Here is a 21,850-nt window from a genome sequence, read left to right on the forward strand (position 1 = left end):
GGAGATGGCCTGGTCGGAGGCAGCCTGACCGTACTCGGCCCAGTCAGAGCTCGCGTGACCGGAGACGGCCCGGCCGGAGATGGCCTGGTCGGAGGCAGCCTGACCGTACTCGGCCCAGTCAGAGCTCGCGTGACCGGAGACGGCCCGGCCGGAGATGGCCTGGTCGGAGGCAGCGTAGTTGGAGACGGCCCGGTCGTACGTGGCCCGGTCGTAGGCAGTCTGGCCGTACTCGGCCCGGTCGTAGGTCGCGTGGTCGGAGACGGCCTGGCCGTACGTGGCCCGGTCCGTGGCCTGGTCGTAGAACGCCGAGCGGCGGGCGGGCGGGAGCGCGGCCAGCAGCCGGGCGAGGGCCTCGGGGTCCGCGTCGTGCCGGAGGGCCCGGCCGAGCTCGGCGAGCTCCGGCGGGTCGGCGCGGACGATCCGGCGCAGCACGGCCCGGTCCAGCCGCCGCCGGGTGCCGCTGTGCTCGGGGGCGAGCAGCAGCCGCAGCGTACCGCTCGGATCGGCGGACACCAGCGCGGACAGCCGGGCCCGTACGGGAGTCGGCAGCGGGCCCCGGACGTAGTCCTCCAGCAGCTCCAGCACCCGCTCGGGCTCGACGGGCGCGGCAAGCGCGACACAGGGCGCGTAGCGGGTCCACCAGTCGGCGCGCAGCGGCGCGGGCAGCGCGGCGAGCTGACGCGCCGCCTCGTCCAGGACGGCCACCGGGTGCCGGGAGACGAGGGGCCGCCAGCCGCGGACGGCGTGGAACAGCCCGGGCAGCAGCCGCGCCACGGTCTCGGCGCCGCATCCGGGGAGCAGCCGGGCGGCCTCGCCGTCGCCCCAGCGCTCCCGGAACGGCTCGATCAGCCGGTCCGCGAGCGCGGTGCGCCGCCCGGCCACGACAGTGCGGGCCAGTTCGCGCCGTACGGTGGCGGGCGCGTCCTCGAAAGCCGCCTCCAGCGCGGCGTCCGGGACCGCGCCGGGGCCGCCGCGGCGGGCGGCGTCCAGGGCGAGGTGCCGCACCACGGGGTCCGGGTCGGCGAGCCGCCCCGCGAGATGGCCGGTGCGCCCGCCGGCGGCCGCGGCCACGGCCGCCAGCCGCCGCTCGTACGTCCCGCGCCGCTCCAACTCCTCGATCAGCGTCCCCAGCCGCCCCTCGGCACTGGCCGCCCGCGCCCGCCCGGCCAGCTCCCGCATCCGGCGCGGAAAGGGCAGCGGATCGAGGACGGCGAGCAACTCGTCGGCGAGGGCGCGCCGGGAATCGGAGGCGCCGATGGCTTCGAAGCCGCCGTGGGCTGCGGGGACGCCGAGGACTTGGGAGCCGCCATCGACTCCGGGAGCGCCGAGGGCTTCGGAGCCGCCATCGGCTCCGGGGACGCCATGGGCGTGGGAGCCGCCGAGGGCTCCGGGAGCGCCATGGGCTCGGGCGCCGCCGTCGGCTCCGGGGACGCCATGGGCTTCGGAGCCGCCGTCAGCTCCGGGAGCGCCGTGGGCTTGGGGAGCGCGGGGAGGCTCGGGGCCGCGGTGGGCTTCGGACGCGTTGACCATGCCAGGGATTGTGCCGCTCACACGTCCGGTCACACGTACCGCCCGGAGATGGTTTCCCGGAGCACCCGTAGTCGGCCCGTCGCGCGAGGCCGCGCCCGCCCGCGCATGCCACACTCCGGGCCGCGAACCGCACGGCCCCGGTGACCCACCGCCCGCCGAGCCGCACCCCGGCGACGGCCCCAGGCGGCCCCAGACGCCCCAGACGCGCACCCGGCCGATCTCGCCGGGGCCGCCGGGGCCCCCGGGGCCGTCGGGGCCCCCGGGGCCCTCGGGCCCCGCTCACACCCCACCGCTCCCGCACCCGCCGCCTCCGCCCCCGCCGCCTCCGCCCCCGCGCCCGCCCCCCGCGCCCTCCCCACGCCGTGCGAGGGGGACCCGTGCCACTTACGCTCGGTGTGTGGGCCGGACGGGTGCGTCGATGGATCCACTCGGGACCGGCCCTGTCGTCCGAGCCCGGAGGAACCCATGCCGGAGCTGTTCATCGGCGGCCACTGGACGACCGCCCTCGACGGACACAGCCGCGAGATCCGCTGCCCGGCGGACGGCTCGCTGGTCGCCGTGGTCGACGAGGCGGGGCCGAAGGACGCCGCCGCCGCGGTGGCGGCCGCCCGGGACGCCTTCGATCGCGGATCGTGGCCCGGCACCCCGGCCGGTGACCGGGGCGGGCTGCTGCTGCGGGTGGCCGAGCTGCTGGAGCGCGAGAAGCCGACGCTCGCCCGCGCCGAGTCCCTGGACACCGGGAAACGGCTGGTCGAGAGCGAGTACGACCTCGACGACATCGCGAACTGCTTCCGCTACTTCGGCACCCTCGCCTCCTCCGGGAGCGGTGGCCGCGTGGTGGAGGTGGGCAGTCCGGAGATCGACAGCAGGGTGGTGCACGAACCGGTCGGGGTGTGTGTGCTGATCACGCCGTGGAACTACCCGCTGCTCCAGACGGCCTGGAAGGTGGCGCCCGCGCTGGCGGCCGGGAACACCTTCGTCCTCAAGCCCAGCGAGCTGACCCCGCACACCGCGATCCATCTGATGCGGCTGCTGACCGAGGCCGGGCTGCCGGGCGGGGCCGCCAATCTGATCCTCGGCTCGGGGGTCACCGCGGGCGCGCCGCTGGTCACGGACGGACGCGTGGACATGGTGTCCTTCACCGGCGGAGTGGTCACCGGACGCTGGATCATGTCGGCCGTCGCACCCACGGTGAAGAAGCTCGCCCTGGAGCTGGGCGGCAAGAACCCCAACATCGTCTTCACCGACTGCGATTTCGACACCGCGGTGGACTACGCGCTCACGGCGGTGTTCCTGCACTCCGGGCAGGTGTGCTCGGCCGGTGCCCGGCTGTTGGTCCAGGAGCAGCTGCACGACGCGTTCGTCGACGAGATCGTCCATCGGGCCCGGAACATCCGGCTGGGCGGGCCGTTCGACGAGAACGCCCGCACCGGGCCGCTGATCTCCGCCGAGCACCGCCAGAAGATCGCCGACTATGTGGCGGCGGGGGTCGACGAGGGCGCGGTGCTGCGCTGCGGCGGGACCCCGCCCGACGACCCGGACCTGGAGAAGGGCTACTACTACCTGCCGACCGTCCTGGACGACTGCACCCCGGACATGTCGGTGGTGCAGGACGAGTCCTTCGGCCCGGTGCTCACCGTGGAGCGGTTCCGGGACGAGGACGAGGCGGTGGCGCTCGCCAACGACACGGTGTACGGCCTGGCGGGCGGGGTGTGGACGCAGGACGCCGAGAAGGCGCAGCGGGTGGCGTCCCGGCTGCGGGCCGGGACCGTATGGATCAACGACTTCCATCCGTACGTCCCGCAGGCCGAGTGGGGAGGGATGAAACAGTCCGGTGTCGGCCGGGAGCTAGGCCCGTCGGGGCTGCACGAGTACCAGGAGTCCAAGCACATCTGGCGCAACACCGCGCCGCGCCCGCAGCGGTGGTTCGAATGACGGCGACCGAGCCGGACGGACCGCCGCCGGAGCCACGGCCGGAGGGTCCGCACGACGACGACTCGCTCACCGAACTCGGCTACCGTCCCGAGCTCAAGCGCACCCTGGGCAACTTCCACACCTTCGCCGCCGGGATCAGCTACATCTCCATCCTGACCGGCACCTTCCAGCTCTTCTACTTCGGCGTGGCGCACGGCGGCCCGGCGTACTGGTGGTCATGGCCGATGGTGTTCACCGGGCAGCTGATGGTGGCGCTGTGCTTCGCCGAGCTGGCCGGCCGCTATCCGGTGGCCGGTTCGGTCTACAACTGGTCCAAGCTGCTGGGCGGTCCGCATGTGGGCTGGCTGGGCGGCTGGATGATGATGACGGCGTCGATGGTGTCGCTGGCGGCCGTGGCGCTCGCCTACCAGGTGACGCTGCCGCAGATCTCGGCGTGGTTCCAGATCGTCGGCGACGGCTCCACCGGGACCGAGCGCGCGGCCAACGCGGTGCTGCTCGGCAGTGTGCTGGTCCTGTTCACCACGCTGGTCAACGGCTTCGGGGTGAAGCTGATGGCCCGTATCAACTCCGCGGGCGTGGCCATCGAGCTGATCGCCACCGTCGTGCTGATCCTGCTGCTGGCCGCGCACATCACCCGCGGCCCGTCGGTGGCGCTGGACACCTTCGGCCGTGGCCAGGGGGAATCGCTGGGCTATCTCGGCGCGTTCCTCACCGCCTCGCTCGCTTCGGCGTATGTGATGTACGGGTTCGACACGGCGTCCTCGCTGGGCGAGGAGTCCCTGGACCCGGGCCGTAACGCGCCGCGCGCCATTCTGCGGGCGCTGGTGGCGTCGTTCGCCCTCGGCGGGCTCATCCTGCTCTTCGCGCTCATGGCGGTGCCCGACCTCCACGACAGCCGACTGGCGGTGGACGGCCTTCAGTTCGTGGTGCTCTCCTCGCTCGGCCACGGGGTGGGCCTGATGGTGCTGTGGTGCGTGGTCATCGCGATCACCGTGTGCGCGCTGGCCGTGCACACCGCGGGCATCCGGCTGATGTTCGCCATGGCCCGGGACAACAACCTGCCCGGCGGCTCCCGGCTGGCCCGGGTCCATCCGCGGTTCCAGACACCGCTGCTGCCGGCCATCCTGATCGGGGTGGTGGCGGTCGCGATCCTGGTGCTCAACATCAACCAGCCGCAGATCTTCTCCGTGGTCACCAGCATCGCGATCATCATGATCTACTTCGCGTATCTGATGGTCACCCTGCCCATGCTGGTACGGCGGCTGAGGGGCCAGTGGCGCCCGGCCGAGGGCCGCTTCTCGCTGGGGCGGCTGGGGCTGCCGGTCAACGCGCTGGCCGTGCTGTGGGGCACCGCGATGACCGTCAACCTCGCCTGGCCCCGCGCCCAGGTCTACAACGCCACCGGACCGCAGCACTGGTATCTGCGCTGGGGCGCGGTCCTGTTCGTCGGCGCGGTCGCGCTGGGCGGCTTCACCTACTACTGGTTCGTCCAGCGGGCCCATACGGGTGTGCTCGCCGAACACGCGGCCGCCACCACCCCGTGAGGACGTGAGGACGTGAGGACGTGAGGGGGAGAGGAGGAGAGGCCCGTGGACCAGTTCGACTACGTGGTGGTCGGCGGCGGTACGGCCGGATCGGTGGTCGCCTCCCGGCTGTCCGAGGACCCCTCGGTGAGCGTCTGCCTGCTGGAGGCGGGCCCGTCGGACGTCGGCGACGACAACGTGCTGCGACTGAACCGCTGGATGTGGCTGCTGGAGTCCGGCTACGACTGGGACTACCCGGTCGAACCGCAGGAGAGGGGCAACAGCTTTCTGCGCCACGCCCGCGCCAAGGTGCTCGGCGGCTGCTCCTCGCACAACTCCTGCATCGCCTTCTGGGCCCCCGCCGAGGACCTCGACGAATGGGCCGCCAATGGCCTGGACGGCTGGTCGGCCGCCGACTGCTTCCCGCTCTTCCAGCGCCTGGAGGACAACGACGCCCCCGGCGACCACCACGGCCGAGGCGGCCCGGTCCGGATCCGCACCGTGCCGCCCGAGGACCCGTGCGGCAGGGCGGTGCTGGCGGCCTGTGAGGAGGCGGGCATCCCGATCACGCCGTTCAACACGGGCACGACGGTGGTGCGCGGAGCCCACTGGTTCCAGATCAACGCCCGCGAGGACGGCACCCGCTGCTCCGCCTCGGTCGCCTACCTCCACCCCGTCATGGACTCCCGGCCCAATCTGGAGGTGCGCACCGAACTCCAGGCCAAACGGCTGGTCCTGGACGAGAACCTGCGCTGTACCGGTGTCGACTACCTCTCCCCCGATCTCATCCGCACCCTGAGGGTGCACGCCCGGCGCGAGGTCATCGTCTCCTGCGGCGCCATCGACACCCCGAAGCTGCTGATGCTCTCCGGGATCGGCCCGGCCGCACATCTGCGGGAGACGGGGGTGGAGGTGGCCGTGGACTCCCCCGGGGTCGGTGGCAACCTCCAGGACCACCCCGAGGGCGTCATCATGTGGAACGCCGAGCAACCCATGATCAAGAGCTCCACCCAGTGGTGGGAGATCGGCATCTTCACCGCCACCGAACCCGATCTGGACCGCCCGGACCTGATGTTCCACTACGGCGCGATGCCCTTCGACCTGAACACCTACCGCCGTGGCTATCCCACCTCGGAGAACGCCTTCTGCCTCACCCCGAACGTCACCCGGGCCCGCTCCCGCGGCACGGTGCGGCTGGCCACCCGCGACTTCCGCGACAAGGCACGCGTCGATCCCCGCTACTTCACCGACTCCTACGACATGGACATCATGACCCGCGGTCTGCTGCTGGCGCGCAAGATCGCCGCCCGGCCCGCGCTGGCCATGTGGGCGGGCGCCGAACTGGCCCCCGGGCCCGATGTGAACAGCGGCGACGAGCTGGCCGACTACATCCGCGCGACCCACAACACCGTCTACCACCCCGCGTGCACGGTGCGGATGGGCGCGCCCGACGACCCGGACGCCCCGCTGGATCCGGAACTGAGGGTCAAGGGGGTGACGGGGCTGCGGGTGGCGGACGGCTCGGCGATGCCGTATCTCATCGCCGTCAATCCGTGCATCACGACGATGATGATCGGCGAGAAGTGCGCGGACATGATCAAGCGGCGGCCTTCCGGCCCATGACATGAGGGTTAGGCACCGGGTTCTCCAGCAGGGTGACCCGGTTTCCGTCGGGGTCCTCCAAGGCCGCGATCCGGGTGCGCACACCGCCGGTCCGCACCGGTCCCGCGGCCAGGCCACGCTCGGCAAGCCCGGCCAGGGCACGAGCTCGCGCACAAGTTCCGGCGGTGGCGCGGGAGCTCAGCCGTGCTACAGGAACCCCCGGCTACAGGAACCCCCGGCTACGGGAACCTCCCTGGCTACGGGCGCCACTGCGGGCCCGTGCCGCTCCCCCTCGGCGCAACCGCCTCGATCTTCGCCCGGACCTCCCGCATCACCGCGACGATCCGCTCCTCCCGCCCCTCCGTCAGCCGGGCCGTCGGCACCGAGCAGCTGATCGCGTCCAGCGCCGGTACGTCGTACCGCAGGGCGAACCCGAAGCCCACGATGCCCAGGACCCCCTCCTCCCGGTCGATGGCGTGGCCGCGCTCCCGCACCCGCCTCAGATCGGCCAGGAGCGAGGCGCGGGTGCGGTGGGTGTTGGGCGTCGCCTGCTCCAACTCCTCGCCCACCACGGGGAGTTCACCGTCGATCCGCTCAGCGAGCAGCGCCTTTCCCAGAGCCCCCACATGGGCCGGGAGCCGCCGTCCGACACGGCTGAAGGGGCGCAGGTACTCATGCGACTCCCGCGTGGCGAGGTAGACGACGTCACCGCCGTCCAGCCGGGCGAAGTGAATGGTCTCGCCCAGCGCGTCGGACGCCTCGTCCAGATACGGCCGCGCCGCCCGCACCCGTGGATCGCTGTCCAGATAGCTGGTGCCGGTGAGCAGCGCGCGGATGCCGATGCCGTACAGCGAGCCGGTGACGTCGGTGCGCACCCAGCCGCGGTCGATCAGGGTCTTGAGGAGCGCGTACATGCTGCTGCGCGGAACGCCGAGCTCCTCGGCGAGCTCGCGCAGCCGGGCCGGTTGGTCGCCGCGCGCGGCGAGCAGCTCCAGCAGTTCCACGGTGCGGCCCGCGGACTTCACTTCGCGCACCCCACCGGTTTCCGCCATGGCTCACATCGTAACCGTCGCCGCACACCTTGACGTTGAACCGATTCAAGGCTTCCATCATGGAGCCACCACGCCTGGGAGCGCTCCCAGACCCCGGGCAGCCACCAGCCGCCCCTCCCCCGAGAGGACGCCATGCGATCGATCCCGCACTCCTTACGCAGACTCTTCATTCTTGTCATGACCGCGTCGCTCTGTGCGCTGGGGCTGAGCCTCGGCGTCGCCTCCGCCGCACGGGCGGCGGCCCCGGGGAACGGCTCGGTGACCGACCCCAACATCGTCTACACCGGCCGCTGGGACCTCGGCTCCGCCACCGCCGCCGTCCCCAACTGGACCGGCGGCTACCTCCAGACGGCGTTCACCGGCACCACCGTGGCGGTCAAGGCCCGCGAGGCGGTGAACTTCTACGCGAGCGTCGACGACGGTCCCGATGTCTTCTACGCGGGCGTCAAGGGCACCGTCACCCTCACCCCCCAGCCGCTCCCCCGGGGCACCCACACCCTCCGCGTCTCCTACCGCTCCGGCGACACCGTCTTCCAGGGCCTGGTCCTGGACGCGGGCGCGGGCACGGTCGCTCCGCGCGTCCCGTCCGGGCTCCTCGAGTTCGTGGGCGACTCCATCACCGCGGGCGCCCTCACCGACCGGCTCGCGCTGGACTCGTACGGCTGGAAGACCGCCGAGCGGCTGGGCATGCGGCACACCCAGATCGCCCGCTCGGGCTACTGCCTGGTCGGCAAGGACGGCTGTGCGGGGCTGGCCACGCAGTTCTTCAAGACGGCCTCCACCGGCGACCAGAACTGGGACTTCTCCCGCTACCAGGCCAGTGCGGTGGTCATCAACCTGGGCACCAATGACATCGGGCACGGCGTCACGGGGCCTGAGTTCCAGTCCGCGTACACCGGCCTGCTCCGCGACATCCGCGCCAAGTACCCGAACGCGGCGCTCTTCGCCGTCCAGACCCTCAAGAAGCGCTATGTGACGGAGACCAGGGCGGCCGTGAGCGCGCGCAACGCGGCCGGTGACGCCGAGGTGAGCTATGTCGACACCACCGGCTGGCTCACGGACGGCACGGACTACGAGGACGGCAACGGCCACCCCAACGAGGCGGGGCACACCAAGTTCGCCGACCGGCTGGCGCCGATCATCGCCGCGAAGCTCGGCACCGCGACCCACAAGGCCACCGCGCCCCTCAAAGCCGCCGCGCCCCTCAAGACGCCCCTCATGAACGCCGCCCCCGGCCAGCCGGGCGACCCGAACATCCGGTTCACCGGCCGCTGGGACACCAAGAGCTCGGCCACCGCCTACACCCCCTACTGGGCGGGCGCGTACTTCCGCACCGGGTTCACCGGCCGCACCGTCAAACTCAAGCAGCGCAACGCGATCGACCTGTGGGCCAGCATCGACGGCGGCCCCGCCACCTTCTACGACGAGGCCAAGGGCACGGTGAACCTCACCCCGTCCCCGCTCGCCGCCGGAAACCACACCCTCCAGGTCAACTACCAGGTGGTCGCGGGCTCCTACCACGGTGACGCGGTCTTCCAGGGCCTGACGCTCGACAGCGGCGCCACCACCTTCGCGCCGCCCGCCCCCAAGAACCTGATCGAATTCGTCGGCGACTCGATCACCGTAGGCACCACCACCTCGCAGAACGCCCGCACCGCCTACGGATGGCTCATCGGCGAACGGCTCGGCGCCGACCACACCCAGATCGCCCAGGGCGGCGCGGCCCTGGTCGACACGGCGGACGACCGGATGAGCCTGGAGCAGCAGTTCACCAAGCTGAACCCGAACGCCGCCACGCCCGACTGGGACTTCTCCCGCTACCAGGCGAGCGCGGTGGTCATCAACCTCGGCACCAACGATGTGGGCCGCGGGGTGACCCCGGCGCGGTTCCAGGCGTCCTACGCGAGTCTGCTGCGCAAGGTCCGCACCGCCTACCCGAACGCCTGGATCTTCGGCTTGCGCACCTTCAGCGGCCGGTTCGGCACCGAGACCAAGGCCGCCGTGGCCGCCTCCGGCGACACCAGGGCCTCCTACGTGGATACCACCGGCTGGCTCGCCGCCGACGACCTCTCGGACTCCGTCCACCCCAATGACAAGGGCCACCGCACCATCGCCGACCGCCTGGCCCCGATCATCTCCCAGCACCTTGCGGGCCTACCGCGGGTGAGCCGCCACGACCCACGGTGACCAGCCGTTCGTCCCGTTTGGACGGCGCGGGGAACGGTACTCGGGAGCCATGGTTCGATGGGGATACACGATGATGACCGAGCAGGCCGGTCCACGTCAGCTCGTCGACGACGTGGTCCGGGCCGAGCAGGTCGGGTTCGACTTCTCGGTGACCTCCGACCACTACTTCCCGTGGCTGGACTCCCAGGGGCACGCCCCGTACGCCTGGAGCGTGCTGGGCGCCGCCGCGCAGGCCACCTCCTCGATCCCGCTGACCACGTATGTCACCTGCCCCACCGTGCGCTACCACCCGGCGGTGGTGGCGCAGAAGGCGGCGACGCTCCAGCTGCTGTCCGAGGGGCGGTTCCGGCTGGGGCTCGGGTCCGGCGAGAACCTGAACGAGCACGTGGTCGGGCAGGGCTGGCCGTCGGCGGATGTGCGGCACGAGATGCTGGAAGAGGCGATCGAGATCATCCGGGCGCTGTTCGGCGGCGGCTACGTCAACCACCACGGCACCCACTACGACGTCGACTCGGCGAAGCTGTGGGATCTGCCGGACCAGCCGCCGCCCATCGGCGTGGCCGTCTCCGGACCGCAGTCCTGCCGGCTGGCCGGGCGGCTGGCCGACATCCTTATCGCGACGGAGCCCAAGCCCGAACTGCTGGCGGACTTCGAGGCGAACGGCGGCGGCGGGAAGCCACGGATCGGCCAGATTCCGATCTGCTACGACCCCGACCGGGACACGGCGATCGCCCGCGCCCATGACCAATTCCGCTGGTTCGGGAGCGGCTGGAAGGTCAACTCGGAGCTGCCGGGGCCCGCGTCCTTCACGGGTGCCACCCAGTTCGTCCGGCCCGAGGACGTGGCCGCGTCCATTCCGTGCGGTGATGACGTCGGGGAGTTCACGGAGCTGATCCGGCCCTTCGCCGACGCGGGCTTCACGGATGTCGCCCTCGTCCAGATCGGCGGCGACCATCAGCGGCCGTTCCTGGACTGGGCCGAGAAGCGGCTGCTGCCCGCGCTCAGGGAGCTGTAGCCCGGGGAGTCCCAGGAGTGTCCGCGCGCCGTACGAAGAGCTCGTGCAGATCGCGTACGGCGCGCGGCACCGAGCCCGCGCGGCGGCGCTGGATCATCAGCAGCACCTCGGTGGCCTCACCGTCCGCGAGCGGCCGGTGGGTGATCGCGCCCCCGCGCTCCAGGGGGTCGCCGACGACGCTGAAGTCGGGGAGCACGGTGACGCCGAGCCCCTCGGCCACCATCAGCTTGCCCATCTCGGCCCCGTCGGTGGAGTACGAGAAGGACGGGGTGCGCCCGGCCAGCAGCCGGTGGATGAAGCGGTGCATCAGATAGCCGGAGCGCATCACGATCAGCGGCTCCCGCCCGTCCAGCAGGTCCACCGCGCTCACCGTGGGCCGGGCGGCCAGCGGGCTGTCGGGGCGCAGACAGACCACCGGGCGGCCGCGCAGCAGCACGGTGGTCTCCAGGGTGGGCGGAACGTCATCGCCCTGGAGGCAGTTGACCAGCCCCAGGTCGAAACTTCCCTCCAGCAGCGCCCGGTGGATCTCGGCCTGCTGCGCGCCGACCACCTCGACCTGGGTCACCGGGTGAGTGGCGCGGAACTCCCGGACGGCCGGGATCAGCAGCGGGACGGTCGCGGTGTTGACCGTGCCCAGCCGGATCATCCGGCTGACCCGGTGCTGGTCACCGGCGGCGCCGCGCAGCCGGTCGACGGCCTCGATGACGCCGGCGATATGCGGCAGCAGCTCCCGTCCCTCCGCGCTGATCGTCGCGCCGGAGCGCTTGCGCTCCAGCAGATCCACGCCGAGTTCGCGTTCGAGATTGCGCACCGTCTCGCTGAGCGCGGGCTGGGACAGATGCAGTTCCTCGGCCGCGCGGCGGAGCGATCCGAGGCGGGTGACGGCGGCGATGTATTCCAGCTGCTCAATTCGCACACGTCGCACCATGCCCGTGCGGGCCCGCCCGCTTCAAGGGAATCCCTGTCACGGTCTCATGAATACCGACTCACGCCCCGGCCCGGGTCCCGGGTAATCTCGAAGCGGGCGCCGCGGAATTCCGCGGCCCGGCCCGCGCGTCCGGGATATGGAATGGCACCCGGGCCTTCTTGACCGGCAGGACTTCCCCCTGGTTGGATCGGTGACATGAAGCGACAGGACCTCACGCGGCGACGCCACGTCGACCTCGCGCGTGTCTCCAGCGCGTTCTGTTGCTGTCCGGTCTGACCCGCCGTACGGGTCCGAGCGAGCCCTGAGGAATCGCCTCCGCTTCGCTCCCCGTCGACTCCCATGATCGGGAAAGGCTTTTAGCCGCCGCCGTCGAGGAATTCGGCCGCGCCGCTCCGCCTTTGGCGCCCCTTCGCGCTCCCGGTCTTTCCGCGCCCCCGCCACGGTGAATTCCGCTCGCCGCCCGGGCGCTGATTCCCCATGCCCGCAATTGCTCCACCGGGAGTTCCCCATGCCCGCAGAACCCCTCCGTTTCGCCTATTGGGTACCCAATGTCAGCGGCGGCCTGGTCACCAGCACCATCGAGCAGCGCACCGACTGGGGCTATGACTACAACCGCGACCTGGCCGTGCTCGCCGAGAACAACGGCTTCGACTACGCCCTCAGCCAGGTCCGCTACATGGCCAGCTACGGCGCCGAGTACCAGCACGAGTCCACCAGTTTCAGCCTCGCGCTGCTGCTGGCCACCCAGCGGCTGAAGGTCATCGCCGCCGTCCACCCCGGGCTGTGGCACCCCGGCGTCCTGGCCAAGCTGGGCGCCACCGCCGATCACCTGTCCGACGGGCGGTTCGCGGTGAACGTCGTCAGCGGCTGGTTCAAGGGCGAGTTCAGCGCGCTGGGCGAGCCCTGGCTGGAGCACGACGAGCGCTACCGCCGCTCCGAGGAGTTCATCCGTGCGCTGCGCGCCATCTGGACGGAAGACCACGCCGAACTGGCCGGGGACTTCTACCGGATCCGTGACTTCTCCCTCAAACCCAAGCCGCTGAACACCCCCGAACGCCCGCATCCGGAGATCTTCCAGGGCGGCAACTCCACCGCCGCCCGCGCCATGGCGGGCCGGGTCTCCGACTGGTACTTCAGCAACGGCAAGGACTTCGACGGCGTCACCGAGCAGATCGGGGACGTCCGCGCCTCCGCCGCCACCGCGGGCCGCCCCGCTCCCCGCTTCGCCCTCAACGCGTTCCTCATCGCCCGCGACACCGAGGCGGAGGCCCGCGACACGCTGCGCGAGATCGTCGCCAAGGCCAACAGCGACGCCGTGCACGGCTTCCGCGACGCGGTGCGGCAGGCGGGGCAGTCCACCGCCGACGGCAAAGGCATGTGGCAGGACTCGTCGTTCGAGGACCTGGTGCAGTACAACGACGGCTTCCGTACGGGGCTGATCGGCACCCCCGAGCAGATCGCCGAGCGCATCGTGGCGTACAAGCGGCTCGGCGTGGACCTCTTTCTGCTCGGCTTCCTGCACTACCACGAGGAGGTCGAGTACTTCGGCAAACGCGTGCTGCCGCTGGTGCGCGAGCTGGAGGCCCAGCAGCCGGACACCGCGCCCGCCCTCGCCTGACACCCGTACGCACGATCCGTACGCACGCCACTCGTACGCATGCCACTCGTACGCATGCCCCTCGTACTCACGCCACTCGTACCCACGCCTCGAAGGGAACACCCATGAGCACCGCCACCCGCACCGACTGGCAGACCCGCACCCGCCCCACCGACCCGGCCGGCTGGATCGGGCGCGCCGCCGAGGTCGCCGGTGTCCTGGCCACCGACGCGGCCGCCCGCGACAAGGCCGGCGCCACCCCGTACGCCGAGGTCCAGCTGCTGAAGGACTCGGGCCTGGTCACCCTCCTCGGCCCCGCCGCACACGGGGGCGGCGGCCAGGACTGGCCGACCGCGTACCGCGTGGTCCGGGAGATCGCCAAGGCCGATGGCTCCATCGGCCAGCTGCTCGGCTACCACTATCTGTGGAACTGGGCCGCCCGGCTGGTCGGCACCCGCGAGCAATGGGAGCAGGTCGAGGCCGACGCGGCCCGGAACCAGTGGTTCTTCGGTGGCGCCGTCAACCCGCGCGACAACGATGTGGTCGTCCGGGACGAGGGCGACAGCATCACCTTCACCGGCCACAAGTCCTTCTCCACCGGCAGCAAGGTCTCCGACGTCACCGTCCTGGAGGGGGTCTTCGAGGGAACCGACCGCCATGTGTTCGCCATCGTCCCGTCCGACAGCGAGGGGCTGACCTTCCACGACGACTGGGACAACATCGGCCAGCGGCTCACCGAGAGCGGCAGCGTCACGCTCGACGGCGTACGGGTCCCCTGGGCGGCGGCAGCCGGATACGTGGACAAGGAGTTCCAGCCCCGCGTCTACAACACCCTCAACGTGCCGACGATCCAGCTGGTCTTCGTCGCCTTCTACCTGGGCATCGCGGCCGGTGCGCTGGAGACGGCGGCCGTGTACACCCGCGCCAAGTCCCGGTCCTGGCTGCACGGCGGGTTCGACGCGGCGGTCGACGAACCGCACGTCATCGACACCTACGGCGACCTCACCGCCAAGCTGTGGGCCGCCGAGGCGCTCGCGGACACCGTGGCGGCCGAGGGTCAGCGGCTGCACGAGGACCCGGACGCGGTCACCGAGCAGGCCCGCGGCGAGTTCGAGGTCAGGGTGGCCGCGGTGAAGGCGCGGGCCACCGATGTCGCCCTGGAGGTGACCAGCCGCATCTTCGAGGTCACCGGGGCCCGCTCCACCGCCTCCGCCGAGGGCCTGGACCGCTTCTGGCGCAACGTCCGCACCCACACCCTGCACGACCCGGTGGCCTACAAGCGCCGCGAGGTGGGCCGCCATGTGCTGACCGCCGAACTCCCGGAGCCCACCTGGTACTCCTGACCGCCCGCCACGCCGCCCGCCACTTGATCGAAAGGGATCACCATGGCCACCATCCTGTCCCTCTCCGGCTCCCCCTCCGCCACCTCCCGCACCGCCCGGCTGCTGCGCCATCTGGACGCCCGGCTGACCGCCCAGGGCCATCATGTGATCCCGCTCGACGTCCGCACCCTGCCCGCCGCCGCGCTGCTCGGCGCGGACTTCTCGCACCCGGCCATCGTCCGGGCCAAGGCGCTGGTCGAGCAGGCGGACGGGCTCGTCGTCGGCACCCCCGTCTACAAGGCCGCCTACTCCGGGCTGCTGAAGTCCCTGCTGGACCTGTTGCCGCAGTACGCGCTCGCGGGCAAGACCGTGCTGCCGCTGGCCACCGGTGGCACCACCGCCCATGTCCTGGCCATCGACTACGCGCTGCGGCCGGTGCTGTCCTCCATGGGCGCGGCCCATATCGTCCAGGGCTGGTTCACCCTGGACAAGGACATCACGGTGGAACCGGACGGCGGGGTGAGCGTGGCGGCGGGGGCCGCCGAAGCGCTGGAGCAGGTCGTCGACCAGTTCTCGGCGGCGCTCGGCCACACCACCGTCCTGGCCGCGGCGAGCTGACCGTGTCGTCCTTGCCCGAGCCCGCCCATGTCATCGCCGATGACACCGAGGCGCTGAAGGTGGCCGCGGCCCTGGCCGAGGAGTTCCGTACCGGCGCCGCCGAGCGCGACGCACGGCGCAGGCTGCCGCGGGCCGAACTGGACCGGCTGTCGGCTTCCGGGCTCCTCGCCGTCACCGTCCCGGCCGGGTACGGCGGCGCGGATGTGTCGGCCGTGACCCTCGCCGAGGTGTTCCGGCTGCTCGCGTCCGCCGACGCCAGCCTCGCCCAGATTCCGCAGAGCCACTTCGTGTACATCAACGTGCTGCGCCGTCAGGGCACGCCGGAGCAGCAGGCGTTCTTCTTCGGCGAGGTGCTGGCGGGCCGGCGGTTCGGCAACGCCCAGTCGGAGGCGGGGACGAAGCACATCCAGGACATCCGCACCCGCCTGGAGCCACGACCCGACGGCTCGTACAAGCTGACGGGCGTCAAGCACTACTCCACCGGCGCCCTGTTCGCCGACTGGATCCCGGTGCTGGCGCGCGGCGCCGACGAGGAGCTGTACGTGGCGTATGTGCCACGGGAGGCACCCGGGGTGAGCGTCGTGGACGACTGGGACGGCATGGGGCAGCGTACGACCGCCAGCGGCACCGTACGGCTGGAGGGCGTGGACGTGCCCACCGACCGCGTGGTGCCGCATCACCTCACCTTCCACGGCCCCCAACTGCACGGCGCGGTCGCCCAGTTGCTGCACTCCGCCATCGACGCGGGGATCGCCTCGGGCGCGCTCGCTGAGGCGGTGGCGTTCGTCCGCACCAAGAGCCGTCCGTGGTTCGAGAGCGGCTTCGAGACCGCCGCCGAGGATCCGCTGCTCATCCAGCGCTTCGGCGAACTGGCGATCCAGGTGCGGGCGGCCGAGGCGCTGCTGTCCGCCGCCGCGCGGGCGGTGGACGCCGCCCGCGCGGATCTCACCGACGACACCGCGGCAGAGGCGTCCATCGCCGTGGCCGCCGCGAAGGTGGCGGCGGCCGACGCGGCGGTGGAGACGGGCAGTTCGCTGTTCGAGGTCTCCGGCACCCGCTCGGCCCTGGACGCCCTGGGCCTGCACCGCCACTGGCGGGACGCCCGTACCCACACCCTGCACGACCCGGCCCGCTGGAAGGTCCAGCACATCGGCCGCTACGTGCTGAACGGAACGAGGCCACCCCGCCACGGCCTCCTGTAGCCCCCGCCACCGCACCACCCGAACGGAGTCGCACCATGTCCCTCACCTTTCACTGGTTCCTGCCCACCAACGGCGACAGCCGCCATGTCGTCGGCGGTGGCCATGGCACCCCCGTCACCTCGGCCGGAGGGGACCGCCCGCCGTCCGTCGGCTATCTCTCCCAGATCGCCCGCGCCGCCGAACACCTCGGCTTCGCCGGTGCGCTCACCCCGACCGGCGCCTGGTGCGAGGACGCCTGGCTGACCACCGCCATGGTCAGCCAGCACACCGAGCGGCTGAAGTTCCTGGTGGCGTTCCGCCCCGGCTTCCTCTCGCCCACCTTCGCCGCCCAGATGGCCTCCACCTACCAGCGGCAGACCGGCGGACGGCTGATGCTCAACGTGGTGACCGGCGGCGAGAGCCAGGAGCAGCGCGGCTACGGCGACTTCCTCGACAAGGACGCCCGCTACGCCCGCACCGGCGAGTTCCTGGGCATCGTCCGCGACCTGTGGGACGGCAAGACCGTCGACCACACCGGCGAACACCTCCATGTCGAGGGAGCCAAGCTGGCCCGGTTCCCCGACCCGATCCCCCAGGTCTACTTCGGCGGCTCCTCCCCCGCCGCCGGTCGGGTCGCCGCCCGCCACTCCGATGTCTACCTCACCTGGGGCGAGCCGCCCGCCCAGGTGGCGAAGAAGATCGCCTGGATTCGTTCCCTCGCCGCCGAGCAGGGCCGTACGATCCGCTTCGGCATCCGGCTGCACGTCATCACCCGCGACACCGCCGAACAGGCATGGGCCGAGGCGCGCCGGCTGCTCGACGGCTTCGACCCGGAGACCGTGCGCTCCATCCAGAACGGCCTCGGCCGCAGCGAGTCCGAGGGCCAGCAGCGCATGCTCGCCCTGCACGGCGGCAGCCTGGACAACCTCGAGATCTACCCCAACCTCTGGGCCGGTGTCGGCCTGGTGCGCGGCGGCGCGGGCACGGCGCTGGTGGGCAGCCACGCCGAGGTGGCCGAGCGGATCGCCGAGTACCACCGCCTCGGCATCGACGAGTTCATCCTGTCCGGCTATCCGCATCTGGAGGAGGCGTACTGGTTCGGCGAGGGCGTTCTGCCCCTGCTGCGCAAGCAGGATCTGTGGTCCCACCCGTTCCAGCCCGCCGCCCTCGAACAGCCCACCGCCCAGGTCCCGTTCGCGGCCGCCGGGAGCTCCTGACGTCCCGGTGACGCCGGGTGGCGTGCCCGCGGTTGAGTCCGCGGGCGCGCCTCCGGCTCAGCGGTGTGTGGCGAACCGGACGAACCGCGCCCAGCCGTCACGGCTGACGGCAAGACCGGGGCGCGCCGTGTCCTTGGAGTCCCGTACGTGGACGGCGCCTTCGGTGACGGCGACCTCCACGCAGTCGTCTCCTTGACTGCCGCTGTAGCTGGACTTGAACCAGGTGAGTTCCGCCCTACTCATAGGTCTCCTCGCAGTCGCTCCAGCAGGCCACGGGAGTCTTGGGGTGTCAGGGCCTGCGAGCGCAGTGTGTCATAGCGCTGGTGGAGGAGGCGTACCTCTTTCGAGTCGGCGATCAGCCGTCCGTTCTGCTGACCCTCCGAGTAGGCGTAGCGCCGCCCTTCCGGAGTTTCCAGCAGCCGAACAGGTCCGTCCAGGCACGCGTGCAACTCGGCTTCGATGGGGACGACTTGCAGCTTCACGTTACGCAGCGCGCTGCGCTCCAGCACGTGGTCGAACAAGGCCCGCCTCTGCTCCCTGTCGCCGAACCCCCGCCGGAACACGGCCTCCTCCACAATGAAGCTGAACGGGACGTGCGGCCGCTCGTGCAGCATCTTCTGCCGTTCGGTCCGCGCGACAAGCTGGGCCTCCAACTGCTCATCCGTCAGCAGGGGGATGGTGCCCTCGAACACCGCCCGCGCGTAGTCCTCCGACTGCAACAACCCCGGCACCAGCCGACACTCATACGTGCACAGGCTCACCGCCACCCGTTCCAGCCGCGCCCACCGCCGGAACCACGCCGCCAGCCCCGGCTCACCCCGCGCGAGGAACCGGGCCGCCTTCCGCAGCGCGCCCGTGTTGCCCAGGACCTCCTCCGCCCGCTCCACGAACGACTCGTCCGGCATGCGCCGCCCCAGCTCCACGGACGCCACGGTGTGCTTCGAGAACCGGACCAGTTCCCCGAACTGGGCCCGGGTGAGGCCCGCGTGTTCGCGGAGGGCCTGGACCACGGCCCCGAAGGTCCGCAGACTGTCGGAGGGGTCGGGCTCCCGTTCCCCGTCACCGTCCCCGGCCACACAGGTGTTGTCGGTCGTCATACGCGGACACCTCCAGATGCGTACGTGCGAGGGCCCCCGCGCTCGACTCACCCAGGGTGACGGATCAACGGGTGTACCGTCCACCGAACGCGCATGTACGCTGACGCTGCGTACGCGGCGTGCCACTCGCGCAAGCCACCGGACACCCGCCACCGTGGCCCCATGAACGCAAGCACGCCCCAACTTCCCGCCACGAGCTGGACCTTTACCCAACGCCTGTCCTCCACGCGGCGCGGGGCCCGGCTGGCCCGGCTGCTGGCCGTGGAGCAGCTCCGCGCCTGGCCCGTGTCACCCGCCGTCGCCGATCGCGCCGTGGCGATCACCGCCGAGCTGAGCGCCAACGCGGCGCTGCACGGGCGCGTGCCGGGCCGCGACTTCCGGGTCGGCCTCGTCCTCGACGGCGCCACGGAAACCCTCCGCATCGAGGTCACCGACACGCGCGGCGAGCGGCAGCCCACCCTCCAGCCGACCGCGCCTCCCCCGGACCGTGAAACCGGGCGCGGCCTGCTGTTGGTCGACGCGCTCGCCGACCGCTGGGGCACCGAGCCGCGCCATCCGGTGGGCAAGACGGTGTGGGCGGAGCTGGATGCCCGCACCGGCTGACCGGCGGTCGCGTGGCACGGCGCACCCCTGCCGGGCAGGGGTGCGCTCAGCCTTTCGTTCGGGCGGCGGCCGCGTTCAGTCCGGCAGGCCCCACGGCTTGGACTCGCCGACGGCCGGGACGTCGCGCGGGGCCGGGTCCGGGCGGTGGCCCCGGGGCGTGATGAGGGCCGTCTCGTCCCGGGCGAGGGGGATCTCGATGCGGCCGGGGCCGGTGGTGCGGTAGCGGAGGGAGCGGCCCCGGTGGTCGCGGACGTCGATCGGGCCGGGGATGCCGTGGTGCAGGACGAGCGGGGCACCGGCCTCGCTGTGGACGCGGATCCAGCGGGTGCGCCCGGCCGAGCGGTCGGCGTCCACGAGGAAGGCGCCCTGGGTGCGCAGGGACTGGACCGAGAGATCGGGCCAGCGGCGGGAGACGGAGGGGAACACCCGCAGGACGCCGTTGTGGCTCTGGACGGCCATCTCGAGGATCGACTGGGCCGCCGTCAGCGGGCTCTCGGTGGCGAGGTTGCCGCCCTCGACGTACATGGTGTTCGGGGTGATCCAGGCGTTCTTGATCAGGTTGCCGTCCGTGAGGAAGGTGAGGAAGTCCAGGGCCTCCTCGGGCCGTTCCATGCGCGAGGCCATGGAGGAGGCGACGGCGTAGCTGTAACCGGCCCACAGGCTGCGGTCCTTGACCCAGTGGTCGAAGGTGGTCCGCATGATGTCCCGGTCGGCCGGACGGTCCCAGTCCAGCTCGTGCAGCGGGTAGAGCCAGAGCATATGGGAGAAGTGGCGGTGGGACTCGGTGAGCGGCTTGTCGGCGCCGATCATGATGCCGGTGGCATCGCGGGGGTAGGCCACCAGGCGGTCGAGGATCTCGCGCCAGCGCCGGGCGCGGGGGTGGTCGGTGCGCAGGACGCGCAGACAGTCCAGGAGGGTGGCGCAGCCCCAGCGGAGCAGGGAGAGGTCGTAGGTGCAGTCCTCGGCGTCCGCCCACTCCGGTGAGCGGGTCAGCGGCAGATGCAGCTTCCCGTCGCCGCCCTCGTACAGGAAGTGGTCGTAGAAGTTCACCGCCTTGGCGAGGATCGGGTAGAGGACGTCGCGCACGATGCGAATGTCCATGGTGTGGCGGTAGCTGAGCCAGATGTTGTGCATGGCCCAGATGAGATTGCCGTTGTTGTCGGTCTTGGTGGAGGTGCCGGGGATGCCGACGGTCTTGTCCCCGGGGCGCAGCAGCCAGTCGGAGGGGTGGGCGAGGGCGTAGGTGTTCCCGTCCCGGTACTCCGGGGGGACGGACAGCGGCAGGTTCTTCTCGAAGTCGCGGAAGGTGGAGGTCACGGAGTCGAGTTCGAGGTGGTTGGAGCCCTGGACCAGCCAGGTGGCGATCTGCACGTTGAGGTTCCACCACACCGCGGTCCAGCTGCCGCCGGTCTCCGGGTACCACGGCCCCCATTCGGACATCGAGGGCCCGTCGGCGCGGGTGGCGCAGGCGGCCTTGTAGAGCTGGATCCAGTAGAAGTGCTGAAGGCGCTTGTCGGGTACGGAGAGCAGGCTGCGCTGGTAGTAGCGGTGCCACCAGGCGCGGTGTGCGCGCACCAGGTCGTCGGGGTCGGCGGCGAGGGTGCGGGCCACCTCGGCGACGGCCAGTCGGGTGGTGTGCGACAGGTCCTCGGGGTGGCGGTAGACGATGTGGGCGGCCAGCAGTCTGCCGGTGCCCACCCGCCGTTCCCGCCAGGCGGTGGTCCAGCCGCCGCCCGCGATCAGCGGCTGCTCCACGTAGTGGGTGTCGCCCGCGGAGCCCGTGCGGGGGTCGGGGTTGCCGGTGTAGTCGGCGGGCTTGTCCTTGGTCCGGGGCGAGGCCGCGGGCATCCAGGTGAACGACCAGGCCGCGGCCTCCTCACCGGCGCTGGGCCGGGTGGAGATCAGCAGCGCGCTACGGGCGTTGTGCACCAGCATCGTGAAGCGGACGCTGCCCCGGGTGGTGGTGATGGTGCCGCGCAGCTCGGCGTCCCAGATGTCCAGCGTCCAGTCGACACCGGTCACCTCTCCGGCCAGGGTGAGGTCGAAGTGGCCGATGGGCAGGCGGGAGTAGCCGTACGGGGCGCGCCACTGGGGCCGCTGGTCCTGCACCTGGGTGTGGCTGAGCATGACCTTCACGGAGTTGGGCGTGGCGCCCCGGTACACCACCGCGCCGAGCAGGCCGTTGGCCAGGAAGGGGCCGTCCTTCCAGTCGCCGGGCATCCGCCGCCACCGCGGGGCGGCGGCCCTGGCCATCCGCTCGGGCAGGGCCGCCGCCCCGCCGGATGCCGGAGGCGCGGCCCAGGCGGTGCCGGATCCGGCCAGCCAGCCCCCGGCGCCGACCGCGGCCGCGGTGCCGAGCACACCTCTTCGAGAGATCCCGTTCCCTGTTGGCGCGGTCACGTATGTGCCTCCCATATCCGGTGATGAACTACCGGCATGGTGC

At 71.7% G+C, this 21,850-nt stretch carries 17 protein-coding genes and 1 pseudogene; 12 read left to right on the forward strand and 6 right to left on the reverse strand.

Translation table 11 applies throughout. The features are described from left to right. Positions 1 to 1,530 (reverse strand): annotated as a pseudogene (locus ABD329_RS27430) (hypothetical protein); the annotation flags it as partial. Positions 1,531 to 1,995: 465 nt separating this feature from the next. Here ABD329_RS27430 and ABD329_RS27435 point away from each other — a divergent pair. Genes ABD329_RS27435 through ABD329_RS27445 form a run of 3 tightly spaced genes read left to right on the forward strand, consistent with a single transcriptional unit; the run spans position 1,996 to position 6,611 of the window. Continuing rightward, positions 1,996 to 3,465: an aldehyde dehydrogenase family protein gene (locus ABD329_RS27435; RefSeq protein WP_198277061.1), complete on the forward strand. Its 1,470-nt coding sequence runs from the start codon at positions 1,996 to 1,998 to the stop codon at positions 3,463 to 3,465. Next, on the forward strand, positions 3,462 to 5,009 hold the full coding sequence (locus ABD329_RS27440) for an APC family permease (protein ID WP_198277060.1): 1,548 nt from the start codon (positions 3,462 to 3,464) through the stop codon (positions 5,007 to 5,009). The genes ABD329_RS27435 and ABD329_RS27440 overlap by 4 nt, the downstream gene beginning before the upstream one ends. A gap of 45 nt (positions 5,010 to 5,054) precedes the next feature. Further along, a complete protein-coding gene (locus ABD329_RS27445) occupies positions 5,055 to 6,611 on the forward strand; it encodes a GMC family oxidoreductase (RefSeq protein WP_198277059.1) in 1,557 nt (518 codons plus the stop codon). A gap of 236 nt (positions 6,612 to 6,847) precedes the next feature. On the opposite strand, the gene ABD329_RS27450 is transcribed toward ABD329_RS27445, so the two are convergent. After that, entirely contained in the window at positions 6,848 to 7,642 is a 795-nt protein-coding gene (locus tag ABD329_RS27450) for an IclR family transcriptional regulator (protein ID WP_198277058.1), read from the reverse strand. Between the two features lie 177 nt (positions 7,643 to 7,819). On the opposite strand from ABD329_RS27450, the gene ABD329_RS27455 reads away from it, so the two are divergent. Both ABD329_RS27455 and ABD329_RS27460 read left to right on the forward strand, forming a co-directional pair. Next, the gene (locus ABD329_RS27455; protein WP_246618436.1) at positions 7,820 to 9,829 is read left to right on the forward strand and encodes a GDSL-type esterase/lipase family protein; all 2,010 of its coding nucleotides are present in this window, start codon (positions 7,820 to 7,822) and stop codon (positions 9,827 to 9,829) included. A gap of 49 nt (positions 9,830 to 9,878) precedes the next feature. Continuing rightward, complete coding sequence (locus tag ABD329_RS27460; protein ID WP_198277056.1) at positions 9,879 to 10,844, forward strand: LLM class F420-dependent oxidoreductase; 966 nt, start codon at positions 9,879 to 9,881, stop codon at positions 10,842 to 10,844. Here the strand turns inward: ABD329_RS27460 and ABD329_RS27465 are convergent. Then, the gene (locus ABD329_RS27465) at positions 10,831 to 11,760 is read right to left on the reverse strand and encodes a LysR family transcriptional regulator (RefSeq protein ID WP_198277055.1); all 930 of its coding nucleotides are present in this window, start codon (positions 11,758 to 11,760) and stop codon (positions 10,831 to 10,833) included. The genes ABD329_RS27460 and ABD329_RS27465 overlap by 14 nt on opposite strands. 207 nt (positions 11,761 to 11,967) lie before the next feature. Here ABD329_RS27465 and ABD329_RS48295 point away from each other — a divergent pair, with 207 nt between their 5' ends. The 6 genes from ABD329_RS48295 (at position 11,968) to ABD329_RS27490 (ending at position 17,707) form a co-directional block, all read left to right on the forward strand. Further along, complete coding sequence (locus ABD329_RS48295; protein WP_350338121.1) at positions 11,968 to 12,048, forward strand: putative leader peptide; 81 nt, start codon at positions 11,968 to 11,970, stop codon at positions 12,046 to 12,048. A 232-nt stretch (positions 12,049 to 12,280) separates the two neighbouring features. Next, positions 12,281 to 13,390, forward strand: a complete 1,110-nt coding sequence (sfnG, locus tag ABD329_RS27470) for a dimethylsulfone monooxygenase SfnG (RefSeq protein WP_198277054.1) — start codon at positions 12,281 to 12,283, stop codon at positions 13,388 to 13,390. Positions 13,391 to 13,494: 104 nt separating this feature from the next. After that, positions 13,495 to 14,712 (forward strand): acyl-CoA dehydrogenase family protein, encoded by a 1,218-nt coding sequence (locus ABD329_RS27475; protein WP_198277053.1) that lies wholly within the window; start codon positions 13,495 to 13,497, stop codon positions 14,710 to 14,712. Positions 14,713 to 14,754: 42 nt separating this feature from the next. Continuing rightward, positions 14,755 to 15,309 carry an NADPH-dependent FMN reductase gene (gene ssuE, locus ABD329_RS27480; protein ID WP_198277052.1) on the forward strand — a complete coding sequence of 185 codons (555 nt, stop codon included), beginning with the start codon at positions 14,755 to 14,757 and terminating at the stop codon, positions 15,307 to 15,309. A gap of 2 nt (positions 15,310 to 15,311) precedes the next feature. After that, the gene (locus ABD329_RS27485; protein WP_198277051.1) at positions 15,312 to 16,511 is read left to right on the forward strand and encodes an SfnB family sulfur acquisition oxidoreductase; all 1,200 of its coding nucleotides are present in this window, start codon (positions 15,312 to 15,314) and stop codon (positions 16,509 to 16,511) included. 35 nt (positions 16,512 to 16,546) lie between these two features. Beyond that, a complete protein-coding gene (locus ABD329_RS27490) occupies positions 16,547 to 17,707 on the forward strand; it encodes an LLM class flavin-dependent oxidoreductase (RefSeq protein WP_198277050.1) in 1,161 nt (386 codons plus the stop codon). A gap of 57 nt (positions 17,708 to 17,764) precedes the next feature. Here the strand turns inward: ABD329_RS27490 and ABD329_RS27495 are convergent, their stop codons facing one another. Then, positions 17,765 to 17,950, reverse strand: a complete 186-nt coding sequence (locus tag ABD329_RS27495) for a DUF397 domain-containing protein (protein ID WP_198277049.1) — start codon at positions 17,948 to 17,950, stop codon at positions 17,765 to 17,767. Beyond that, the gene (locus ABD329_RS27500) at positions 17,947 to 18,804 is read right to left on the reverse strand and encodes a helix-turn-helix domain-containing protein (RefSeq protein ID WP_198277048.1); all 858 of its coding nucleotides are present in this window, start codon (positions 18,802 to 18,804) and stop codon (positions 17,947 to 17,949) included. Before ABD329_RS27500 ends, ABD329_RS27495 begins: the two co-directional genes overlap by 4 nt. Before the next feature lie 162 nt (positions 18,805 to 18,966). Between ABD329_RS27500 and ABD329_RS27505 the strand changes: the two genes are divergently transcribed. Continuing rightward, the gene (locus tag ABD329_RS27505) at positions 18,967 to 19,407 is read left to right on the forward strand and encodes an ATP-binding protein (RefSeq protein ID WP_198277047.1); all 441 of its coding nucleotides are present in this window, start codon (positions 18,967 to 18,969) and stop codon (positions 19,405 to 19,407) included. A 75-nt stretch (positions 19,408 to 19,482) separates the two neighbouring features. On the opposite strand, the gene ABD329_RS27510 is transcribed toward ABD329_RS27505, so the two are convergent. After that, positions 19,483 to 21,807, reverse strand: a complete 2,325-nt coding sequence (locus ABD329_RS27510; protein WP_344317060.1) for a glycosyl hydrolase family 95 catalytic domain-containing protein — start codon at positions 21,805 to 21,807, stop codon at positions 19,483 to 19,485. Between the last annotated feature and the right edge of the window lie 43 nt (positions 21,808 to 21,850).

Origin of the sequence: Streptomyces javensis (assembly GCF_039525925.1) — a bacterium.
GTDB classification, from domain to species: domain Bacteria; phylum Actinomycetota; class Actinomycetes; order Streptomycetales; family Streptomycetaceae; genus Streptomyces; species Streptomyces asiaticus.